Genomic DNA, 14,740 nt, shown 5'->3' with positions numbered 1-14,740 from the left:
GGGACGTATCGGCAATTGAAGAAACTCTTTCCGACCGTAGCTTTCATCGCCGTCGCGCTGATCAGCCTGACGATGGCGGGTTTTGCCTATTTTGCCACCCAGGAAGCCGCCCGTATAAAATTCGAGGCGACGGCGGACGACGCGCTTAACCGGATCGAAAGCCGCATCGACCTGGACCTGTCGCTGCTGCGCTCAACCCGGGCATTGTTCGATGCGCGCAATGGCGGTATCTCGCAAGGCGAGTTCAAGGCTTTCTTCAACGCGCTCGACATCGACAATAATTTCGCCGGCCTGCGCGGCATCGGCTTCCTCCGCCTGGCGAAAACTGAAAACGAGGCGGCGGTCGAGCGCGATATCCTGCACGATCACGGCGCAAGCCATCCGATCTATCCCGACACGAACTTGCCGTGGCGTACGCCCATCGTGCTGTTCGAGCCGCTGGACCCGTCCAATAAATCCAGCATCGGTTATGATATGTTCGCCGGGCCGGTGCGGCGCGAGGCGATCGAAAAGGCGATGGTCGACGACCAGCTGCACGCCAGCGGGCTCGTGCAGCTCGGCAAGGATACGGGTGCCGCGCAGACCTTCACCGGGTTCCTCGTCTTCGTCCGGCTCAATGTCGAAACCGCGCCGGACGCCGTCAACGCATCGAGATCTTCGACTGCCGGCTTCCTCTATGCGGCCTTCCGCTCCCGGGACCTGTTCCAGGCTGCGCTCAGCCGGGCACCTCTGTTGCCGGTCAACACCGAAATCTATGACGGCGCTGTGAACAGTGACAACCTGCTGTTCCAGTCGGAAACGCCGCCTGTTTCAGCCCTTGGCGACAGGCTGCTGATCACCCGCAAGATCACCGTTGCCGGTCGGCCGTGGGTCGTCCTGTTCAGGCCGACAAGTGCTTTCTCGCAACCTTCCTCGCGTGCCATTCCGGTGATGCTCGGATTGTTCGGGCTACTGCTTGCGGGCGCCATCGCGCTGGTGGCCCGCTATCAGGAGCGGGCCTATGAGGCGGTCTCGCTGCTTCACGAAACGACCGAAAAGAGCCTGCTGGAAAAAGACCTGATGCTGCAGGAGATGAAGCATCGCATCAAGAACTCGATCACGCGGGTGCTGGCAATCGCGCGCCAGACAGCATCGCACACCGCCGACGTCCAAGAGTTCTCGGCATCATTTTCGGCTCGGCTGCAGGCGATGGCGGCTTCCCAGGACATGCTGACGCGCTCACGCTGGCAGAAAGCCGATCTCGGCGACCTGCTGCGCATCGAGCTTGGCCAGGTGTTCGGAAGCGAGCTTCCTGAAGGGCTGTTGTCGGGACCGGAGGTTCTTCTCGACGAAAAGACGACGCAGGCACTCGGCCTCGTCTTTCACGAACTGGCGACGAATGCGCTGAAGCATGGCGAAACCGGCAATTCAGTCGGTGCGCTCAAGGTCGACTGGTCGCTCGAAGGCCGCGGCGGAGCCCGGACATTGGCTCTCAACTGGCGCGAGGCCGGGCAGAGGAAGCTCGAGACACCGGCGAAGAGCGGTTTCGGCACCAGACTGATCGATCTCAACGTCACACGCGAGTTGCGTGGCACAATCAGGCGCGATTTTCACGAAAACGGCTTGAACGTGGAAATCAAGGTTCCGCTGCCGGCTTGAAACGCCGTCTCGTGAGCCGCATCGCGACAGCGCTTTGGAAGTGCAAACGCGGAGACAGGTGGTCTGCCTCCGCGTTTGCTGTTCGCCTGGAACTCGAAACTAGTTGCAGCGAGCTGTGTAGATCCGGCCGTGACGATCTCTGTATTGGCAGTAGCCATTTTGCAGGCGGCGAACCAGCAGACCGCCAATCGCACCAGCGCCAGCGCCGATCAAAGCGCCCTTGCCGCCGCCGACAGCGCCACCAATAAGCGCGCCGCCCACAGTGCCGATACCCACGTTCTCTTCCGTGGTGGTGCAGCCGCTGACCGCAACCACGGCAACCATGGCAATAATCATCTTCCGCATGGAGTCATCCTCACTTTGTCCTCACTTTAACAAGCTCCAGCCGCCATCTAGCATGAAAGTGCGGCCTCTGCGCGCACGATTTCATTGTTGATTAAGATAGTCTTTTCGGACGTGCGCCGTTCGATGCTACCACGAACTCGGAAATCTCCAAGGACGCATCGAGCGTGGCGTCGGGATGCACATTCCAGACAATCCTGTCATAGCCGTCCTCGAGCGCAGGATCGACGGCAAGACATTTGGCGCCGACATGTTGGGCTTGGCCCTGCCGGTCGATGACCGCGAACGGGGGCGCGCCGCCGTGCACTCGGCCGCGGTTTCAAAGGAATCAAGCAGAGGCGAGCTCGATCAGATCAACTGGGACGCGGCGGTCAGGACGATCGCGGCCATAAGCGCAAAGGCGGCGAAGCGAAGGGGCAAAGCACGAGGCGCGGGCGCTGCGGACACGTCGGGATCCTGAAAACCGCCCATCGAGACGCGAGCGGCCTGTTCCAGTCTGTTCAAGTCGGCAGCCGTCAAGGCCCATTCCTTTCATATTGTGCCAAACTCAATCAATGTCCGCTGAATCGGCACGTTCGGACAGGATCGGACTTTATGGTGAACAGTCGGTTAAGGCGGGGTGATGCAGCCAGCCTTCTTCCTGCGGCCGCCGTTCGTTCAATCCGTCTCGAAATTGCCGTGAGGAACGACAAGACGGTATTCGAGGCGGTTCCCGGTGATCTCAAGTGTCGCCGTTCCATTCAACGAAGTGGGCACGACGCGTTCAAGTGCGACGCTGCCAAAACGCTTCTCGCTGCGTTGATTGTCGTTGGCTCCGATCACTTCGGCCCATGTCAGCGACAGCGCAGGCTCGCCAGCGGAAGCGGCCGTCAGATCGGCCGTCACCTCGACGAAACCATCGCTGCGCGACAGCGCGCCATAGCTGACCGAATTGACGGCGAGCTCATGCATGGCCAAGCCGATGTGCAAGGCAGCATTGGGATTGAGATATGGATTTGCGCCGCGGAAACGCAGGCTGTGCATGGGGTCCGCGCCGTACCTTCCGACCTGACCGGAAACCAGCTCGCGCAACGCCGCTCCCCGCCAGTTGGATGACGTAACTAGGTCCTGCGAGGAGGCCAGCGACTGCAATCGGCCCCGGAAACGCGTCAGGAAATCGTCAATGCTGCCGGAATAACGCCCCGTCTGGGTGGCGATGCTCTGGATGATGGCCAAAAGGTTCTTGGAGCGGTGACTGACCTCGCGCAGCAGCGCCTTCAGCGTCTGCTCCCGGCGTTTCTGCTCGGTTGTTTCGACCATGGTGGTCACGACGCCCTGCACCGCGCCGGTCTCGCTGCGGTCGGCGTCGATCCATACCTGAAACCAGCGGGCGCCATCATCGGCCGGCACGCTGAGTTCGAGATGTTGAGGATTGCCGGAGACGATGACGTCGTGCTTGGCGGCGCCGATACGCTCTGCCTGCGCCGGCGGCAAGATGCCGTTGTTGTCGGAGGCATCAGAGGTCCATGGTGCGCGCATGTTGCGCGCCCACACCGTCTTCATCTCGCGATCCTGGTATAGAACGGAAATCCCGGCATTGTGCAAGGCGTGGAGAAGGGCTCGGCCAAGCTGCATTCCGCTTTCGGCGGGATGCAGAGCGATGATCTCATCCCTCTGGCCGCGGTCTTTCATTTTTCCGACTCTGGAACGCATCGGTAATTTGCTCAACCCACGTCGGGGTGAACGGCTCACGGAAAAATGGGTTCCAAAAGGAGGAGCTTCGGATCGAGCCCTAAAAAGCGGTCCGCCGAGCGGCATCCCGTTGGAGGACACTGCCCGGCGGTGGCTGGAAACCGTTTGAGGGGTGCGGCTTCCAGTGTTCGCTTGAATGGCCGCTTGGCATTCACGCCCGTCTGATCAGGCCGGCAATAAGCGATATGATCAGGAAGGCGAGAAAGATGAAGAACAATATCTGCGCTATGCCGGCCGAAGTGCCAGCGATGCCGCCGAAACCAAGCGCACCGGCGATGATCGCCACGACGAGAAATACGAGCGCCCAGTAAAGCATGATCCATCTCCTTCCAATGCTGCGGTGAAAACGTGATTCGCCTCCGTTTGTTCCACCATTTCCCGAAAAAGACGATGCTGAAAATCGTTACGGCCCGAATTGCTGCGGTGTGTGCGAAAAGGTTCTCGTCAGGTTCGGCAGCAGTTGGCTGTCGTGTGTTAAGTCGGCGTCACGCCCCCATCCGGTCCAAGGGGAGTGGCTATCCCACACCCTGGCGGCCGCAACTCGGTCGCCAGCTGTTTTATGCCGCGGCCTTCGCGTGCCGGTCAAAGAACAGGGCCTGGCTGATAAGAGCCTTGACCATATCCGGGTTGAATGGCTTGGTGACGAGGAAAGCCGGTTCCGGCCGCTCGCCGGTGAGCAACCGCTCGGGAAAGGCGGTGATGAAGATCACCGGCACCGAGGTGGACGACAGGATTTCATTGACGGCCGCGATGCCCGAACTGCCGTCGGCGAGCTGAATATCGGCAAGCACCATCTTTGGCCGCGCCTTGCCGAACATCGCCACCGCCTCCGCGTGGGTGCGCGCTGTTCCGACGACGCGGTGGCCGAGGCTTTCGACCATTTCCTCGATATCCATGGCGATCAGCGGCTCATCCTCGATGATCAGCACGTCGGTTGCCACCTGACGGGAGATCTCGTTGCTCGCCTGAGCGAGAAGTTCGGAGAATTCCTGTTCGTCGACGTCGAGAATCTCCGCCGCCTCGTCTTCGCTGAAGCCTTCGACGGCGACCAGCAGAAAGGCCTGGCGGGGACGAGGCGCGATTGCATTCAGATTGGCCGCGGCGCGCTGCTCCCATGCCGATTGGGCATGCTCCTGCGGAACGCGAATGGCCACCGAGGTGAAGAGCTTGGCAAAGACCTTGTAGAGTGCGATGCGGTCGTTCGATGCGTCCGGAAAGATATCGACATCGGCAATGATGGCCTCGAGCATTGCGGCGACCAACGCGTCGCCGCTCTCCTGCGATCCGGATACCGCGCGCGAGAAGCGGCGCAGGAACGGCAGGTGCGGAGCGATGGTTGCTGATAGGCTCATATCGGACGTCTCCCTCATATGACGTGATTACATGTTACAGCTAAAAACGGTTCGCAAGCCCAAAGTTAAAAACGCGGGTTGTGCGAAAAAGTTCCGGTCATGCGGAACTAAGTATGCGGGCTGGCGTTTAGGGCGGGGTTGGGCAACCAGACGAGGCTGCCGCTTGCCTTGCGTTATGTGTTGAAGGGCGGCTTAAGGCTGGGACAAAGGGCGAAATGAAGAACATGACGAAAGCTACCACGGCTGGCGTTGGCAACGGGCGCCGGGCTGCTTCCCGCGACCCGCTTGGGCCGAACTCGGAAATCGGCCGCAAACTCAAACAATATTACGACGAGCTGGTCTCCGACAATGTGCCGGATCGCTTCGCACAACTGCTCAGCCAGTTGGAAAAGGCCGAACCTGTACAGAAGAAGGACTGAGGCATGGCGGCCGTCTCCCAGGGCTTCAAGACCGACTTGCTCGGCTCGATCCCGAGCCTGCGGGCTTTTGCCGTGTCGCTGACGCAAAATGCCGACAAGGCCGACGACCTGGTGCAGGAAACATTAGTCAAGGCCTGGGACAAGCATGAAAGCTTCCAGCCCGGCACCAATCTGAAGGCATGGCTGTTCACGATCTTGCGCAACGAATTCTATTCGCAGATGCGCAAGCGCGGCCGCGAGGTGCAGGACAGCGATGGCGTCATGACGGCCAGACTTGCCGTTCATCCGGCCCAGCACGGCCAGCTTGACCTCGAAGACTTTCGCGGCGCGCTCGAGTTGCTGCCCGAAGACCAGCGCGAAGCCATTATCCTCATCGGCGCATCGGGCTTCTCCTACGAGGAAGCGGCCGAGATCTGCGGCTGCGCCGTCGGAACGATCAAGAGCCGCGTCAGCCGCGCCCGCACGCGGCTGCAGGAAATCTTGAAGATCTCCGGTGAAGACGAGTATGGCCCGGACGCAATTTCGGCTCAGGTAACGGGGTCGACGGCAGCGTGAAGCGTGGGCGTGTTCGAGCCGCTCCGCGCCCTCAGCGCCTGCAGGCCGCTGCCACTGCCTCGACGAGATCGTCTCCCGAATAGGGCTTGGTGACCAGTCTGACGCCGGGAAAGGATTTCTTGATCTCGTCCATATCCGACTGGCCCGAGGCGAAGACGAACGGGATGCCAGCTTCACGCAGCCGTGAAGCAAATTGAAGCGTCGAAACGCCGCTCAGCATGAGGTCGACGATGGCCACGTCGAACTGCGCGGCAACGTCTTGCTGTTCGATCTCAGTCAGATCACGGGCGATGACCACATCGAGCGCGCCGTAGTCGCGACAAAGCTGCTCGATATCCATGGCAATCAGGAACTCATCTTCCAGGATAAGAATCCGCAAACCGTCAAGCGATGGGCCCACGCAGCAATATCTCCTTAAATGCGCCTCTATCTTCAAACCGGGGAAGTCATGATCGCTATTTGGCATGCTGTCATTTAAAAAAGACATGCCGGCGGATGCGTCGGCCGCGGCCCTTGCAAGGCATTTGCAACGAGCGCTGCCGGAGATAGGGTTAGAAGAGGTTCGTGCCGGAACCTTGGGGTCTGTTGGGCGTTTTCGACCGAGCAAAAGCAAGGAGAGTGAAGCAATGGCGACTGCCGCAGGAAAGGCCGCGAACGAAGCCCGCACGAATTCCGATATTGAGGCCGACATCGCACAACTGAAGGCCGACATCGACCAACTTACCAAGCTGTTGGCCAAAACTGGCGAACATGGCTACGGGGCTGCGCGGCGCGCCGCCGCCGAGGGCGTCGAGCAGTTGCGAACCCAGGGCGAAGCAGCCTTCGACAGCCTGCGCAGCAACGCCAAAGACATCGAGGCGCAGCTGATAGCCCATATGCGCGAAAAGCCTGTGACTTCGCTGGCGATCGCCGCAGGCGTCGGGTTCCTCTTCGCGCTCCTCGCGCGCCGCTAGTTCTGCACGCATGGGAATGCTTGCATCGCTGATCTCGGGCCTCGCCTCGGGCGAAACCATTGCGGCGATACAACGCGCGCGCGTCGCTGCGATGGTCTATTCGGTCGCAGCACTCGCGGCGCTGTGCGGCCTCGGCTTCCTGGTCGGGGCAGCCTATATCTGGACGGCGGCCCGCTATGGACCGATGGCAGCGTCGTTGAGCTTCGGGATCGGCTTTCTGGCAATCGCCGGTCTCATCCTGCTCGTCTACCGGATGTCGGCCGGCTCGCGCGCCAGACGCCGGGCGAAGCGACGCAACGCTGACATGAAGGCGGTCGGCATCGCCGCTGCACTCGCCGTGCTGCCGGCGCTGCTCAAGGGCAAAGGTGGCGTGGCGAAGGGCGGATTGGGCGCCATTCTCGGCCCGGCGATAGCACTCGCAGCCTACGCCATCTACCGCGAGAACGTGAAGCCCGACTCCGACGATCCGGATACCGGCAAAGGGAAATAGTTCGGAAGCGGATAGTTCGGCCCAAACGATTCTGGCGCCCGGTCGAAAAATCCTCGCGTCACAAATCGTCGAGCGGCATCGATATTTCCGCGATTACGCCGTCGGGCCGGAATTCATGGGTCACCTCGCTGGAAATGACCTTGGCCAGGCTGCGGCGGATCAGGATCGAGCCGAAGCCATGGCGTTCGGGCGGCGCAACCCGCGGGCCGCCGCTTTCACGCCAAGCCAGCAACAGACGTCGTGCACCCTTCCTGCCTTGCACCTTCCAATTGAGATCGACCTTTCCGGAAGAAACCGAGAGCGCCCCATGTTGTAGTGCGTTACTTGCCAGTTCATGCAGGATCAGGCCGAGTCCGACTGCCTGGTCGGGTGAGAGCAGGACATCGGTGCCGGAGATCGCCATGCGCGATTGTCCAGCGGTTTGAAACGGCTTTACTTCGATCTCCACCAGCTCCCGAATGCCGATGCCGCGCCACTCGCGGTCCGACAGCAGGCTGTGCGCAACGCCCAGCGCCTGCAGCCTGGCGCTGAAAGCTTCAAGGAATTCGCTTGGCTGACGGGCATGGCGAACGGTCTGCGTCGCCAGCGCCTGTACGGTTGCCAGAGTGTTCTTGACGCGGTGATTGAGCTCGCGCAGCAACAGCCGTTGACGTTCGTCGCCAAGCTTGCGTTCGGTGATATCGTAGTTGACGCCGAAGATCAGCGTCGGCTTGCCCTCGCCGTCGCGCTCTATGACGCGGCCGCGCGTTGCGATCCATCGCGGCGGTTCGAGGCCTTTGACACGGTATTCGCCAAAATAATCGTCGCTGCCGGTCAGCGCGTCGCGAAAGCGTGTTTCGGTCTGATGAACGTCGCGCGGGTCGATGGCGGTCAGGATGTCGCGCGCTCTCAGCCTGTTCGACTTGGGCAAGTTGAACAATTCGGACAGCAGGACATCGCAGTCGATCATGTCGCTGCGGATATCCCATGCCCAACTGGCGAGCGAAGCTGCATCGAGCGCAATAGCGCGCCGCTTTTCCTCTCGAGCCAGTGCGGCCTCAGCAATCGCTGCGCTGCGGGTTGCATCCTTCAGCGTGAACAGGCTCGCGGCGAGGCCAGCTAGCGCCGACAGTTGGTCGAGCTGGACAGAAGAGGGACGTGCGTGCGGCTTCCGGTCGAGCACGCAGAGCGTGCCGATCAGTGCGCCGTCGACTACGATCGGCACGCCGGCGTAAAAGCGGATATGATGCTCGCCGGTGACCAGCGGATTGGCTTTGAACCGCGGATCCGTCGCCGCGTCGGCCACCACCATCGGCACGTCGCCGGCTGCGATGGTATAGGCGCAGAACGATGTCTCGGTTGCGGTTTCGGTCTCGTTGAGGCCGATACAGGACTTGAACCACTGCCGCTCGGCATCGACCAGCGTGATCAGTGCGACAGGCGTTTGCATCGCCGAAGCGGCAAGACCGCTGATACGGTCGAAATCAGGGTCGGCAGCCGTATCCAGCGCGTCGAGGCCGTGCAGCACGGCAAGGCGGTCCGCAGCGCCCACCACATGGCGAATATCGACCGGCAGGCCCGGCTTTGTCTGGCTATTGTCGTCCACTACGCCCCCAGTGGCCGGCCCCGCTGATTGATCAGGCCAACCGGCCCGTTTGCCGCCTTGTCGAGCCGGAACTTTCGCAGCGGGGAGCCGTTACCAGCCAATGCCCTGCTAGCTACGCCTGCCGGCGCCAAATATGGAGCCAGACCATGCCAAAAATCGTTCCTGAAAACAAAGCCCGTCAAGGGCGGCGGGGTCAGCATGTCCTTCGTATCCTGATCGCCGCGCTGTTGCTGGCTTTTATCGCCTGGGGCGTCGCCGAAATCTACGGCTGGATGATCGAGACGCCTAAGACCGAGCAGGGCAACACACCCAGCGGCTAGACTCTCTCCATCTCTCGTGCCAACCCGCATCACGCAACCCCACATCACGCTACCTCACGTCAGGCAACCTTTGCCTCGGCGGCGCGCGCCGGGACGAGAACATTCAACGCGCGCGGATGGATTTCGACGGTCGTCTCGCGATCGAGCTTTACCAGTTCGCCGTCCATGACGGCCTGAACTTTCCTGTTCGTCGAATGGATTTTCAAAACGGCGCGGTTTGCCTGATGGATTTCGACATGCTCGTTGCCGCGCCATTTCCCACGGGCGACGTCAAAGAGGAACCTGATCAATTCGCCGCGCCGCCGTGCCACGGTGACATAGATGCCCAGCACGCCGCCTGCCGGATCGTCGGCATAGGGCAGGTGGCCCTCGCCGAACAGATTGTTGGTGATGCCGATACCGGTGATCCGGGTTCTAATCTCGGCCTCACCGACCGTCAGCGTTACGTTCATCGCCGGTGGATTGTTGATCGTTGCCCAAGCGGCTCGCACCGAGGCACGCATCTTCCCCAGCCGCGAGCCGAATTCCATCTTCTGGCGCAGTTGCACCATCCTGGCGTGCATGCCGATCGAGAATTGATGCACGAAAGGCCGGCCGTTGGCTGTTGCAATGTCAATCGCCATCACCTCGCCGTCCGCAAACGATTTCAGTGCCGCATCGAGGGTCTGCGGAATACCGAGGCCGCGCGCAAAAAGGTTCATTGTGCCAGCCGGCAGAATTGCCAGCGCCTTCTCCCCGTTCATCAAACGGGCTGCCGCGGCCGAAATGGTGCCGTCGCCGCCGCCCGCCAGCACGACGTCGATGCCGCGCCTGGAAGCTACGCCGTCCAGCGTGGCGACGATATCCTTGCCGGCGACGATTTCGATATCGATCGAGTGGCCGGCAGTCTCAAGCGTGCCGCGCATCCGGCTGGCGAAGGCCTCAAGATCGATGGTGCGCAGGGTGCCCCCGTCCTTGTTCAGCACCGCTGCAAACCGCATGGCCGTTCCATTTTCCAGCACCTATCGGGCCGGGGCGGGGCCCCAGCCGGGAGTGGAACGGGGCGGCCGAGAAAATGTTCCGTTCGACCAGCGCGGCGAATCCGAGAACCATTGACATCGCACAGGGTGCACCGCGGCTTTTTTCGGAACAACAGTGTGGTCACAACGTTGTGAACATGCAGAAGACGCTGCGCCCGCAGTGACGCCAGGCGGGCAGGGCGTGCACGAAATCACCGACGAGGAGACACTAAGATGATCCGCACCCTTTTAACCACGACAGCAGTCGCAACATTGATTGCGACGGGTGCATTTGCGCAATCGGCGACGACCCCGGCGCCGGCGCAACCACCCGCCGCCCAGGATACCGCTCCGGCGATACGTGCCGAGGGCAGCCTTGCCACCAACATCATCGGCGAATCCGTCTATAATGGCACCGGCGACGATGCCCAGAATATCGGCAACATCAGCGACGTCGTCTTCGACGAGCGCGGCGAGGTAAAATCCGTCGTCATCGGCGTCGGCGGTTTTCTTGGCATAGGAACCAAGAACGTCGCTTTCGACTACAAAAAGATGCAATGGGCCGAAAGAAATGGCGACCGTTGGCTGATAGCGCAAACGACGAAGGATGAGTTGACGGCTCAGCCGGATTTCGACCGGAGGCCTTACGATCCGCCTCCGCCACCAGCTTCGGCGGATAATGCGGCGCCTGCCGCCCCTTCCACCAGCGCGCAAAATACAACCCCGGCGCCTGCCGCGCCGGCTGAGCCAGTGAAGCGCGCCGAGGGCAATCTCGCCACCAATATCATCGGCGAGACCGTCTATAACGGCACCGGCGACGACGCCCAAAACATCGGTGACGTGAACGACATCGTCATCAACAAGGAAGCCAAGGCGCAATCGCTGATCATCGGTGTCGGCGGCTTCCTCGGCATCGGCGAAAAGAACGTCGCCTATGATTTCGACAAGGCGCAGTGGGCCGAGAGGAACGGCGATCGCTGGCTGGTCGCGCAAACGACCAAGGAAGAGCTGCAGGCACAGCCGGACTTCAACCGCAAGGCCTATGATCCGGCCCCGGCAACCACTGCGTCGAACGATGCCGCGGCTACTGCGCCTGCCACCGTCACGCCTACCGTGACGGCCAGCAACACCGCGACGACCAGCAACACTGACCAAGCCAGTAAAACGGCTCAAAATGCCCCGGCGCCGGCGCCCACGGCTAATTCCGCGGCCGACCAGACCAAGACCGGCTCGATCGACAAGTCGACGCTGACTGAAATGCCGATAGGCGAAATCCGGGCCGAGGATCTGGTTGGAACAACCGTTTACGGCGCCAATGATGCCAATGTCGGCGAGATCGGCGACGTCGTGCTGAGCGGCGACAAGAAGGTCGACGCAGTCATCATCGACGTCGGCGGCTTCCTCGGCGTCGGCGAGAAGGAGGTGGCAGTCGGTATGGACAACCTGAAATTCATGACCGACAAGAACGGCAAGCGCTATCTCTACACGAACTTCACCAAGGAGCAGCTCGAGGCGCAGGCCGCCTATGACAAGGGCAGCTATGCGCAAAACCGCGACAAACAGCGCATGATCATGCGGTAAGCTGCATCTCAGTCGACAGGTAAGCCCGCGCCGGCAACGGCGCGGGCTTTCTCATGTCGACGCAAAAGGCAGGCCCGCGACATGGCCGGTAACGCCGTCATGCGTCAATTCGGCGAGCGCCAGCGACTGGTCGAGATGCTCGGCCCGCCAGGCAAGGAGCTTTTCGGCAAGTTCCAGCCGCGCCGGCCGATAGGCTGGGTCGTCCGCGACGCTGGTCACCTCGCCGGCGTCTTTCTCGAGGTCGAAGAGCAAGGGCGGCAGGCCACCGCCGAAATGCACATATTTGTACTTTTCCGTACGGATGACGGCGAGATTGCACTGGCGTTGACCGATGCCAAAATACCGTTCGGCATCACCATCCGCGATCGAGCGGAAATCGAACTCCCAATGGGCCGCGTCGCGCCAGGCGTCCGGCTCCGTCGCGTCCAGGAAAGGCGCCAGCGAGCGGCCGTCGAGATGCGGCAGCACTTCGCCGCCAGTGAGCTCGAGCAAGGTCGGCGCCAAATCCACCGCCTCGGTGAAGCGGTCGACGCTGCTGCCGACAGCCTTTCGGCGGCGCGGATCGCGAATGATCAGCGGAATATGGAAGCTGCCGTCGAAGAAGCCGCCCTTGCCCAGCATGAAATGGTCGCCCATCATCTCGGCGTGGTCGGAGGTCAGCACGATGACGGTGTCGTCCCATGCATCGGCCGCCTTGACTGCTTGCCAGACCCGGCCAAGCTGCGCATCGCTCTCCGAGATCATGCCGTAATAAAGCGCCCGAATGCGGCGAAAATTATCGTCGCCCCAGTCGCGCACCTTGCCCTCCGAGCCGGGCCGGAATTTCGACCGTTCCTGCCGGTCAAGTTCATAGGCGAGATAAGGGTGGCTTGCTGCTTCGGCCTGCCAGCTTTCGGCGCGGTCAAAAGCTGGACCGATGGCCAGATCGTACATGGCGTTGTAAGGCGCCGGCACGATGAAGGGTGGGTGAGGACTGATGAAGGAAAGGTGCGCGAACCACGGCGCATCGCGCTCCTGTTCGCCGAGCCAGCGGATAAATTCGCCGGCCAGGAAGGCCGACGGCGTTTCGTCCTTCGAATAGACGGGCGGGGCGTTGCTAACCCCGCCGTCGTTTTCCGGGATTTCACCCACCGGGAGATGGATGTCGGGGGAGCCGGCGCCGGCATCGACGCCGCGCGCCTTGAGCCATGACAGCCAAGGCTTCTGGTGCTCGGGCAGAAGCTGACGTACGGTGAAGCCGGGCAGCACGCCTTCATAGCTCTTCAGCTGCGGGTCGCCAGGCGCCAGCGTACGCGGATCGCGTGCCATATCAGTATAGCCGAACAGCGTCGGTTCATAGCCGAGGGCACGCGCCCGGAGCGCTATGTTGCCGTGGCGGGCGTCGAGCGGTGTGCCATTGCGGCAGACACGATTGTTCATCTGGTAGAGGCCGGTGTAGAGGCAGGCGCGAGCCGGCGAGCAAGGCGCGGCGCCGCCATAGTGCTTCTTGAAAAGAATGCCCTCTGCAGCCAACGCGTCGGCATTCGGCGTTCTTACCACCTTGTGGCCAGCAGCCGATAGGCAGTCGCCGCGCCACTGGTCGCAGGTGATCAGGAGAATGTTGGGGCGTTTTCCAATCAACCGCTATATCCTCATGCCGGCTACGTCGCTCATGGAGCGCAATTTCGGCGAATATGCAAGCCGGTCCAGTTTGCCGAATGGTGAACAAAACCTGTTTGATCGTTCACTTTAACAGCACAGTCCATTCTGTGTTTGCCATCTTTGCAGCCAGGAGCCGGATCCTCATATTTGCGTGGACAGCGGCAAGGGCCGCACCAGTACAAGGGAAGGAGCAGAAACATGCTCGACCAGGTCAAGGGCCTGCATCACGTCACCTCGATGGCCAGCGACGCGCGCCAGAACAATGAATTCTTCACCGGGACGCTCGGCCTGCGGCGGGTCAAGAAAACCGTCAATTTCGACGCGCCCGACGTCTACCACCTCTATTACGGCGACGAGGTCGGCATGCCCGGCTCGGTGATGACCTATTTCCCCTTCCCCAACATCGGCAAGGGCCGCCATGGAGTCGGCGAAGTCGGCACAACCACTTACTCGGTGCCCGAGGGCACGCTCGGCTATTGGGAGAAACGGTTTGCCGAGCAAGGTGTCACAGGGCTTTCTCGCGAGGAGACGTTCGGCGAGAAGCGTCTTGCCTTCGCCGGTCCCGACGGCGACGGTTTTGCGCTGGTCGAGGACAGAGCGGACAGCCGAGCGCCCTGGGCCAAGGGTGGCATTCCCACTGACGAGGCGATCCGCGGCTTTCACTCAGTGTCGCTCAGGCTGAAAGATAGTGGCGCCACCGAAGAGCTGCTGAAATTCATGGGTTATGAGGAGGTCGACAAGTCCGGCAATGTCAGGCGGCTAACGGTGAAGAACGGCAACGGCGCCGATGTCGTCGATATCGAATCGCTGCCAGGGGCCGGCTTCGCCAATCTCGGCGCCGGCTCGGTCCACCATGTCGCCTTCGCCGTCGAGAACCGCGCCAAGCAGCTCGAAGTGCGCAAGGCGCTGCTCGATACCGGTTATCAGGTGACGCCGGTAATCGACCGCGACTATTTCTGGGCGATCTACTTCCGCACACCGGGCGGCGTGCTGTTCGAAGTCGCTACCAACGAGCCCGGCTTCGACCGCGACGAGGACACCGCCCATCTTGGTGAGGCGCTGAAGCTGCCGTCACAACACCAGCATTTGCGGCCCTATCTCGAGCAGCATCTGCAGAAACTGGAAGACTGAGGGC

17 protein-coding genes are annotated in these 14,740 nt (G+C 61.5%); 8 read left to right on the top strand and 9 right to left on the bottom strand.

What is annotated here, in order from left to right:
• The first annotated feature begins 15 nt into the window (after positions 1-15).
• Positions 16-1,638, top strand: coding sequence for a CHASE domain-containing protein (locus NKH43_RS23245; RefSeq protein ID WP_352817753.1), 1,623 nt, complete (start codon positions 16-18; stop codon positions 1,636-1,638).
• A gap of 99 nt (positions 1,639-1,737) precedes the next feature.
• Here the strand turns inward: NKH43_RS23245 and NKH43_RS23240 are convergent, their stop codons facing one another.
• The 5 genes from NKH43_RS23240 to NKH43_RS23220 form a co-directional block, all read right to left on the bottom strand.
• A complete protein-coding gene (locus NKH43_RS23240) occupies positions 1,738-1,983 on the bottom strand; it encodes a YMGG-like glycine zipper-containing protein (RefSeq protein ID WP_006328050.1) in 246 nt (81 codons plus the stop codon).
• A gap of 345 nt (positions 1,984-2,328) precedes the next feature.
• Positions 2,329-2,499 (bottom strand): hypothetical protein, encoded by a 171-nt coding sequence (locus NKH43_RS23235; RefSeq protein ID WP_352494195.1) that lies wholly within the window; start codon positions 2,497-2,499, stop codon positions 2,329-2,331.
• A gap of 138 nt (positions 2,500-2,637) precedes the next feature.
• Positions 2,638-3,672 (bottom strand): sensor histidine kinase, encoded by a 1,035-nt coding sequence (locus NKH43_RS23230; protein WP_352515608.1) that lies wholly within the window; start codon positions 3,670-3,672, stop codon positions 2,638-2,640.
• A 190-nt stretch (positions 3,673-3,862) separates the two neighbouring features.
• A complete protein-coding gene (locus NKH43_RS23225; protein ID WP_023678541.1) occupies positions 3,863-4,027 on the bottom strand; it encodes a DUF1328 domain-containing protein in 165 nt (54 codons plus the stop codon).
• 241 nt (positions 4,028-4,268) lie between these two features.
• Positions 4,269-5,063 (bottom strand): response regulator, encoded by a 795-nt coding sequence (locus NKH43_RS23220; protein WP_023678542.1) that lies wholly within the window; start codon positions 5,061-5,063, stop codon positions 4,269-4,271.
• A gap of 215 nt (positions 5,064-5,278) precedes the next feature.
• Between NKH43_RS23220 and NKH43_RS23215 the strand changes: the two genes are divergently transcribed.
• Both NKH43_RS23215 and NKH43_RS23210 read left to right on the top strand, forming a co-directional pair.
• Positions 5,279-5,482 (top strand): NepR family anti-sigma factor, encoded by a 204-nt coding sequence (locus NKH43_RS23215; protein ID WP_023720919.1) that lies wholly within the window; start codon positions 5,279-5,281, stop codon positions 5,480-5,482.
• Positions 5,483-5,485: 3 nt separating this feature from the next.
• Complete coding sequence (locus tag NKH43_RS23210; protein ID WP_023678544.1) at positions 5,486-6,037, top strand: sigma-70 family RNA polymerase sigma factor; 552 nt, start codon at positions 5,486-5,488, stop codon at positions 6,035-6,037.
• Between the two features lie 31 nt (positions 6,038-6,068).
• Here the strand turns inward: NKH43_RS23210 and NKH43_RS23205 are convergent, their stop codons facing one another.
• Positions 6,069-6,437, bottom strand: coding sequence for a response regulator (locus NKH43_RS23205; protein ID WP_352480853.1), 369 nt, complete (start codon positions 6,435-6,437; stop codon positions 6,069-6,071).
• Positions 6,438-6,663: 226 nt separating this feature from the next.
• Here NKH43_RS23205 and NKH43_RS23200 point away from each other — a divergent pair, with 226 nt between their 5' ends.
• Both NKH43_RS23200 and NKH43_RS23195 read left to right on the top strand, forming a co-directional pair.
• Complete coding sequence (locus NKH43_RS23200; protein WP_023720917.1) at positions 6,664-6,990, top strand: ElaB/YgaM/YqjD family protein; 327 nt, start codon at positions 6,664-6,666, stop codon at positions 6,988-6,990.
• A 10-nt stretch (positions 6,991-7,000) separates the two neighbouring features.
• Positions 7,001-7,480, top strand: coding sequence for a hypothetical protein (locus NKH43_RS23195; protein WP_023720916.1), 480 nt, complete (start codon positions 7,001-7,003; stop codon positions 7,478-7,480).
• Positions 7,481-7,538: 58 nt separating this feature from the next.
• Here NKH43_RS23195 and NKH43_RS23190 read toward each other — a convergent pair whose 3' ends face one another.
• Positions 7,539-9,065 carry a sensor histidine kinase gene (locus NKH43_RS23190; RefSeq protein WP_352855464.1) on the bottom strand — a complete coding sequence of 509 codons (1,527 nt, stop codon included), beginning with the start codon at positions 9,063-9,065 and terminating at the stop codon, positions 7,539-7,541.
• Between the two features lie 146 nt (positions 9,066-9,211).
• Here NKH43_RS23190 and NKH43_RS23185 point away from each other — a divergent pair, with 146 nt between their 5' ends.
• Complete coding sequence (locus tag NKH43_RS23185; protein WP_023720914.1) at positions 9,212-9,385, top strand: hypothetical protein; 174 nt, start codon at positions 9,212-9,214, stop codon at positions 9,383-9,385.
• A gap of 59 nt (positions 9,386-9,444) precedes the next feature.
• Here the strand turns inward: NKH43_RS23185 and NKH43_RS23180 are convergent, their stop codons facing one another.
• Positions 9,445-10,365 carry a diacylglycerol/lipid kinase family protein gene (locus NKH43_RS23180; RefSeq protein WP_352480850.1) on the bottom strand — a complete coding sequence of 307 codons (921 nt, stop codon included), beginning with the start codon at positions 10,363-10,365 and terminating at the stop codon, positions 9,445-9,447.
• A 252-nt stretch (positions 10,366-10,617) separates the two neighbouring features.
• Between NKH43_RS23180 and NKH43_RS23175 the strand changes: the two genes are divergently transcribed.
• Positions 10,618-11,964, top strand: a complete 1,347-nt coding sequence (locus NKH43_RS23175) for a PRC-barrel domain-containing protein (protein WP_352480849.1) — start codon at positions 10,618-10,620, stop codon at positions 11,962-11,964.
• 51 nt (positions 11,965-12,015) lie between these two features.
• Here the strand turns inward: NKH43_RS23175 and NKH43_RS23170 are convergent, their stop codons facing one another.
• Positions 12,016-13,584 (bottom strand): alkaline phosphatase family protein, encoded by a 1,569-nt coding sequence (locus NKH43_RS23170; RefSeq protein WP_023720911.1) that lies wholly within the window; start codon positions 13,582-13,584, stop codon positions 12,016-12,018.
• A gap of 219 nt (positions 13,585-13,803) precedes the next feature.
• Here NKH43_RS23170 and NKH43_RS23165 point away from each other — a divergent pair, with 219 nt between their 5' ends.
• A complete protein-coding gene (locus NKH43_RS23165; RefSeq protein ID WP_023720910.1) occupies positions 13,804-14,736 on the top strand; it encodes a VOC family protein in 933 nt (310 codons plus the stop codon).
• The last annotated feature ends 4 nt before the right edge of the window (positions 14,737-14,740 follow it).

Origin of the sequence: Mesorhizobium sp. M1163 (assembly GCF_040318415.1) — a bacterium.
Taxonomy (GTDB): domain Bacteria; phylum Pseudomonadota; class Alphaproteobacteria; order Rhizobiales; family Rhizobiaceae; genus Mesorhizobium.
This window is presented reverse-complemented; position numbering and strand designations above follow the sequence as displayed.

Excerpts from the sequence above, each read along its gene's own strand:
- NKH43_RS23230 (WP_352515608.1), bottom strand. The coding sequence starts at position 3,672 with ATGCGTTCCAGAGTCGGAAAAATGAAAGACCGCGGCCAGAGGGATGAG.
- NKH43_RS23200 (WP_023720917.1), top strand. The coding sequence starts at position 6,664 with ATGGCGACTGCCGCAGGAAAGGCCGCGAACGAAGCCCGCACGAATTCC.
- NKH43_RS23180 (WP_352480850.1), bottom strand. The coding sequence starts at position 10,365 with ATGCGGTTTGCAGCGGTGCTGAACAAGGACGGGGGCACCCTGCGCACC.
- NKH43_RS23225 (WP_023678541.1), bottom strand. The coding sequence starts at position 4,027 with ATGCTTTACTGGGCGCTCGTATTTCTCGTCGTGGCGATCATCGCCGGT.
- NKH43_RS23165 (WP_023720910.1), top strand. The coding sequence starts at position 13,804 with ATGCTCGACCAGGTCAAGGGCCTGCATCACGTCACCTCGATGGCCAGC.
- NKH43_RS23185 (WP_023720914.1), top strand. The coding sequence starts at position 9,212 with ATGCCAAAAATCGTTCCTGAAAACAAAGCCCGTCAAGGGCGGCGGGGT.
- NKH43_RS23195 (WP_023720916.1), top strand. The coding sequence starts at position 7,001 with ATGGGAATGCTTGCATCGCTGATCTCGGGCCTCGCCTCGGGCGAAACC.
- NKH43_RS23220 (WP_023678542.1), bottom strand. The coding sequence starts at position 5,063 with ATGAGCCTATCAGCAACCATCGCTCCGCACCTGCCGTTCCTGCGCCGC.
- NKH43_RS23240 (WP_006328050.1), bottom strand. The coding sequence starts at position 1,983 with ATGCGGAAGATGATTATTGCCATGGTTGCCGTGGTTGCGGTCAGCGGC.
- NKH43_RS23210 (WP_023678544.1), top strand. The coding sequence starts at position 5,486 with ATGGCGGCCGTCTCCCAGGGCTTCAAGACCGACTTGCTCGGCTCGATC.
- NKH43_RS23215 (WP_023720919.1), top strand. The coding sequence starts at position 5,279 with ATGAAGAACATGACGAAAGCTACCACGGCTGGCGTTGGCAACGGGCGC.
- NKH43_RS23175 (WP_352480849.1), top strand. The coding sequence starts at position 10,618 with ATGATCCGCACCCTTTTAACCACGACAGCAGTCGCAACATTGATTGCG.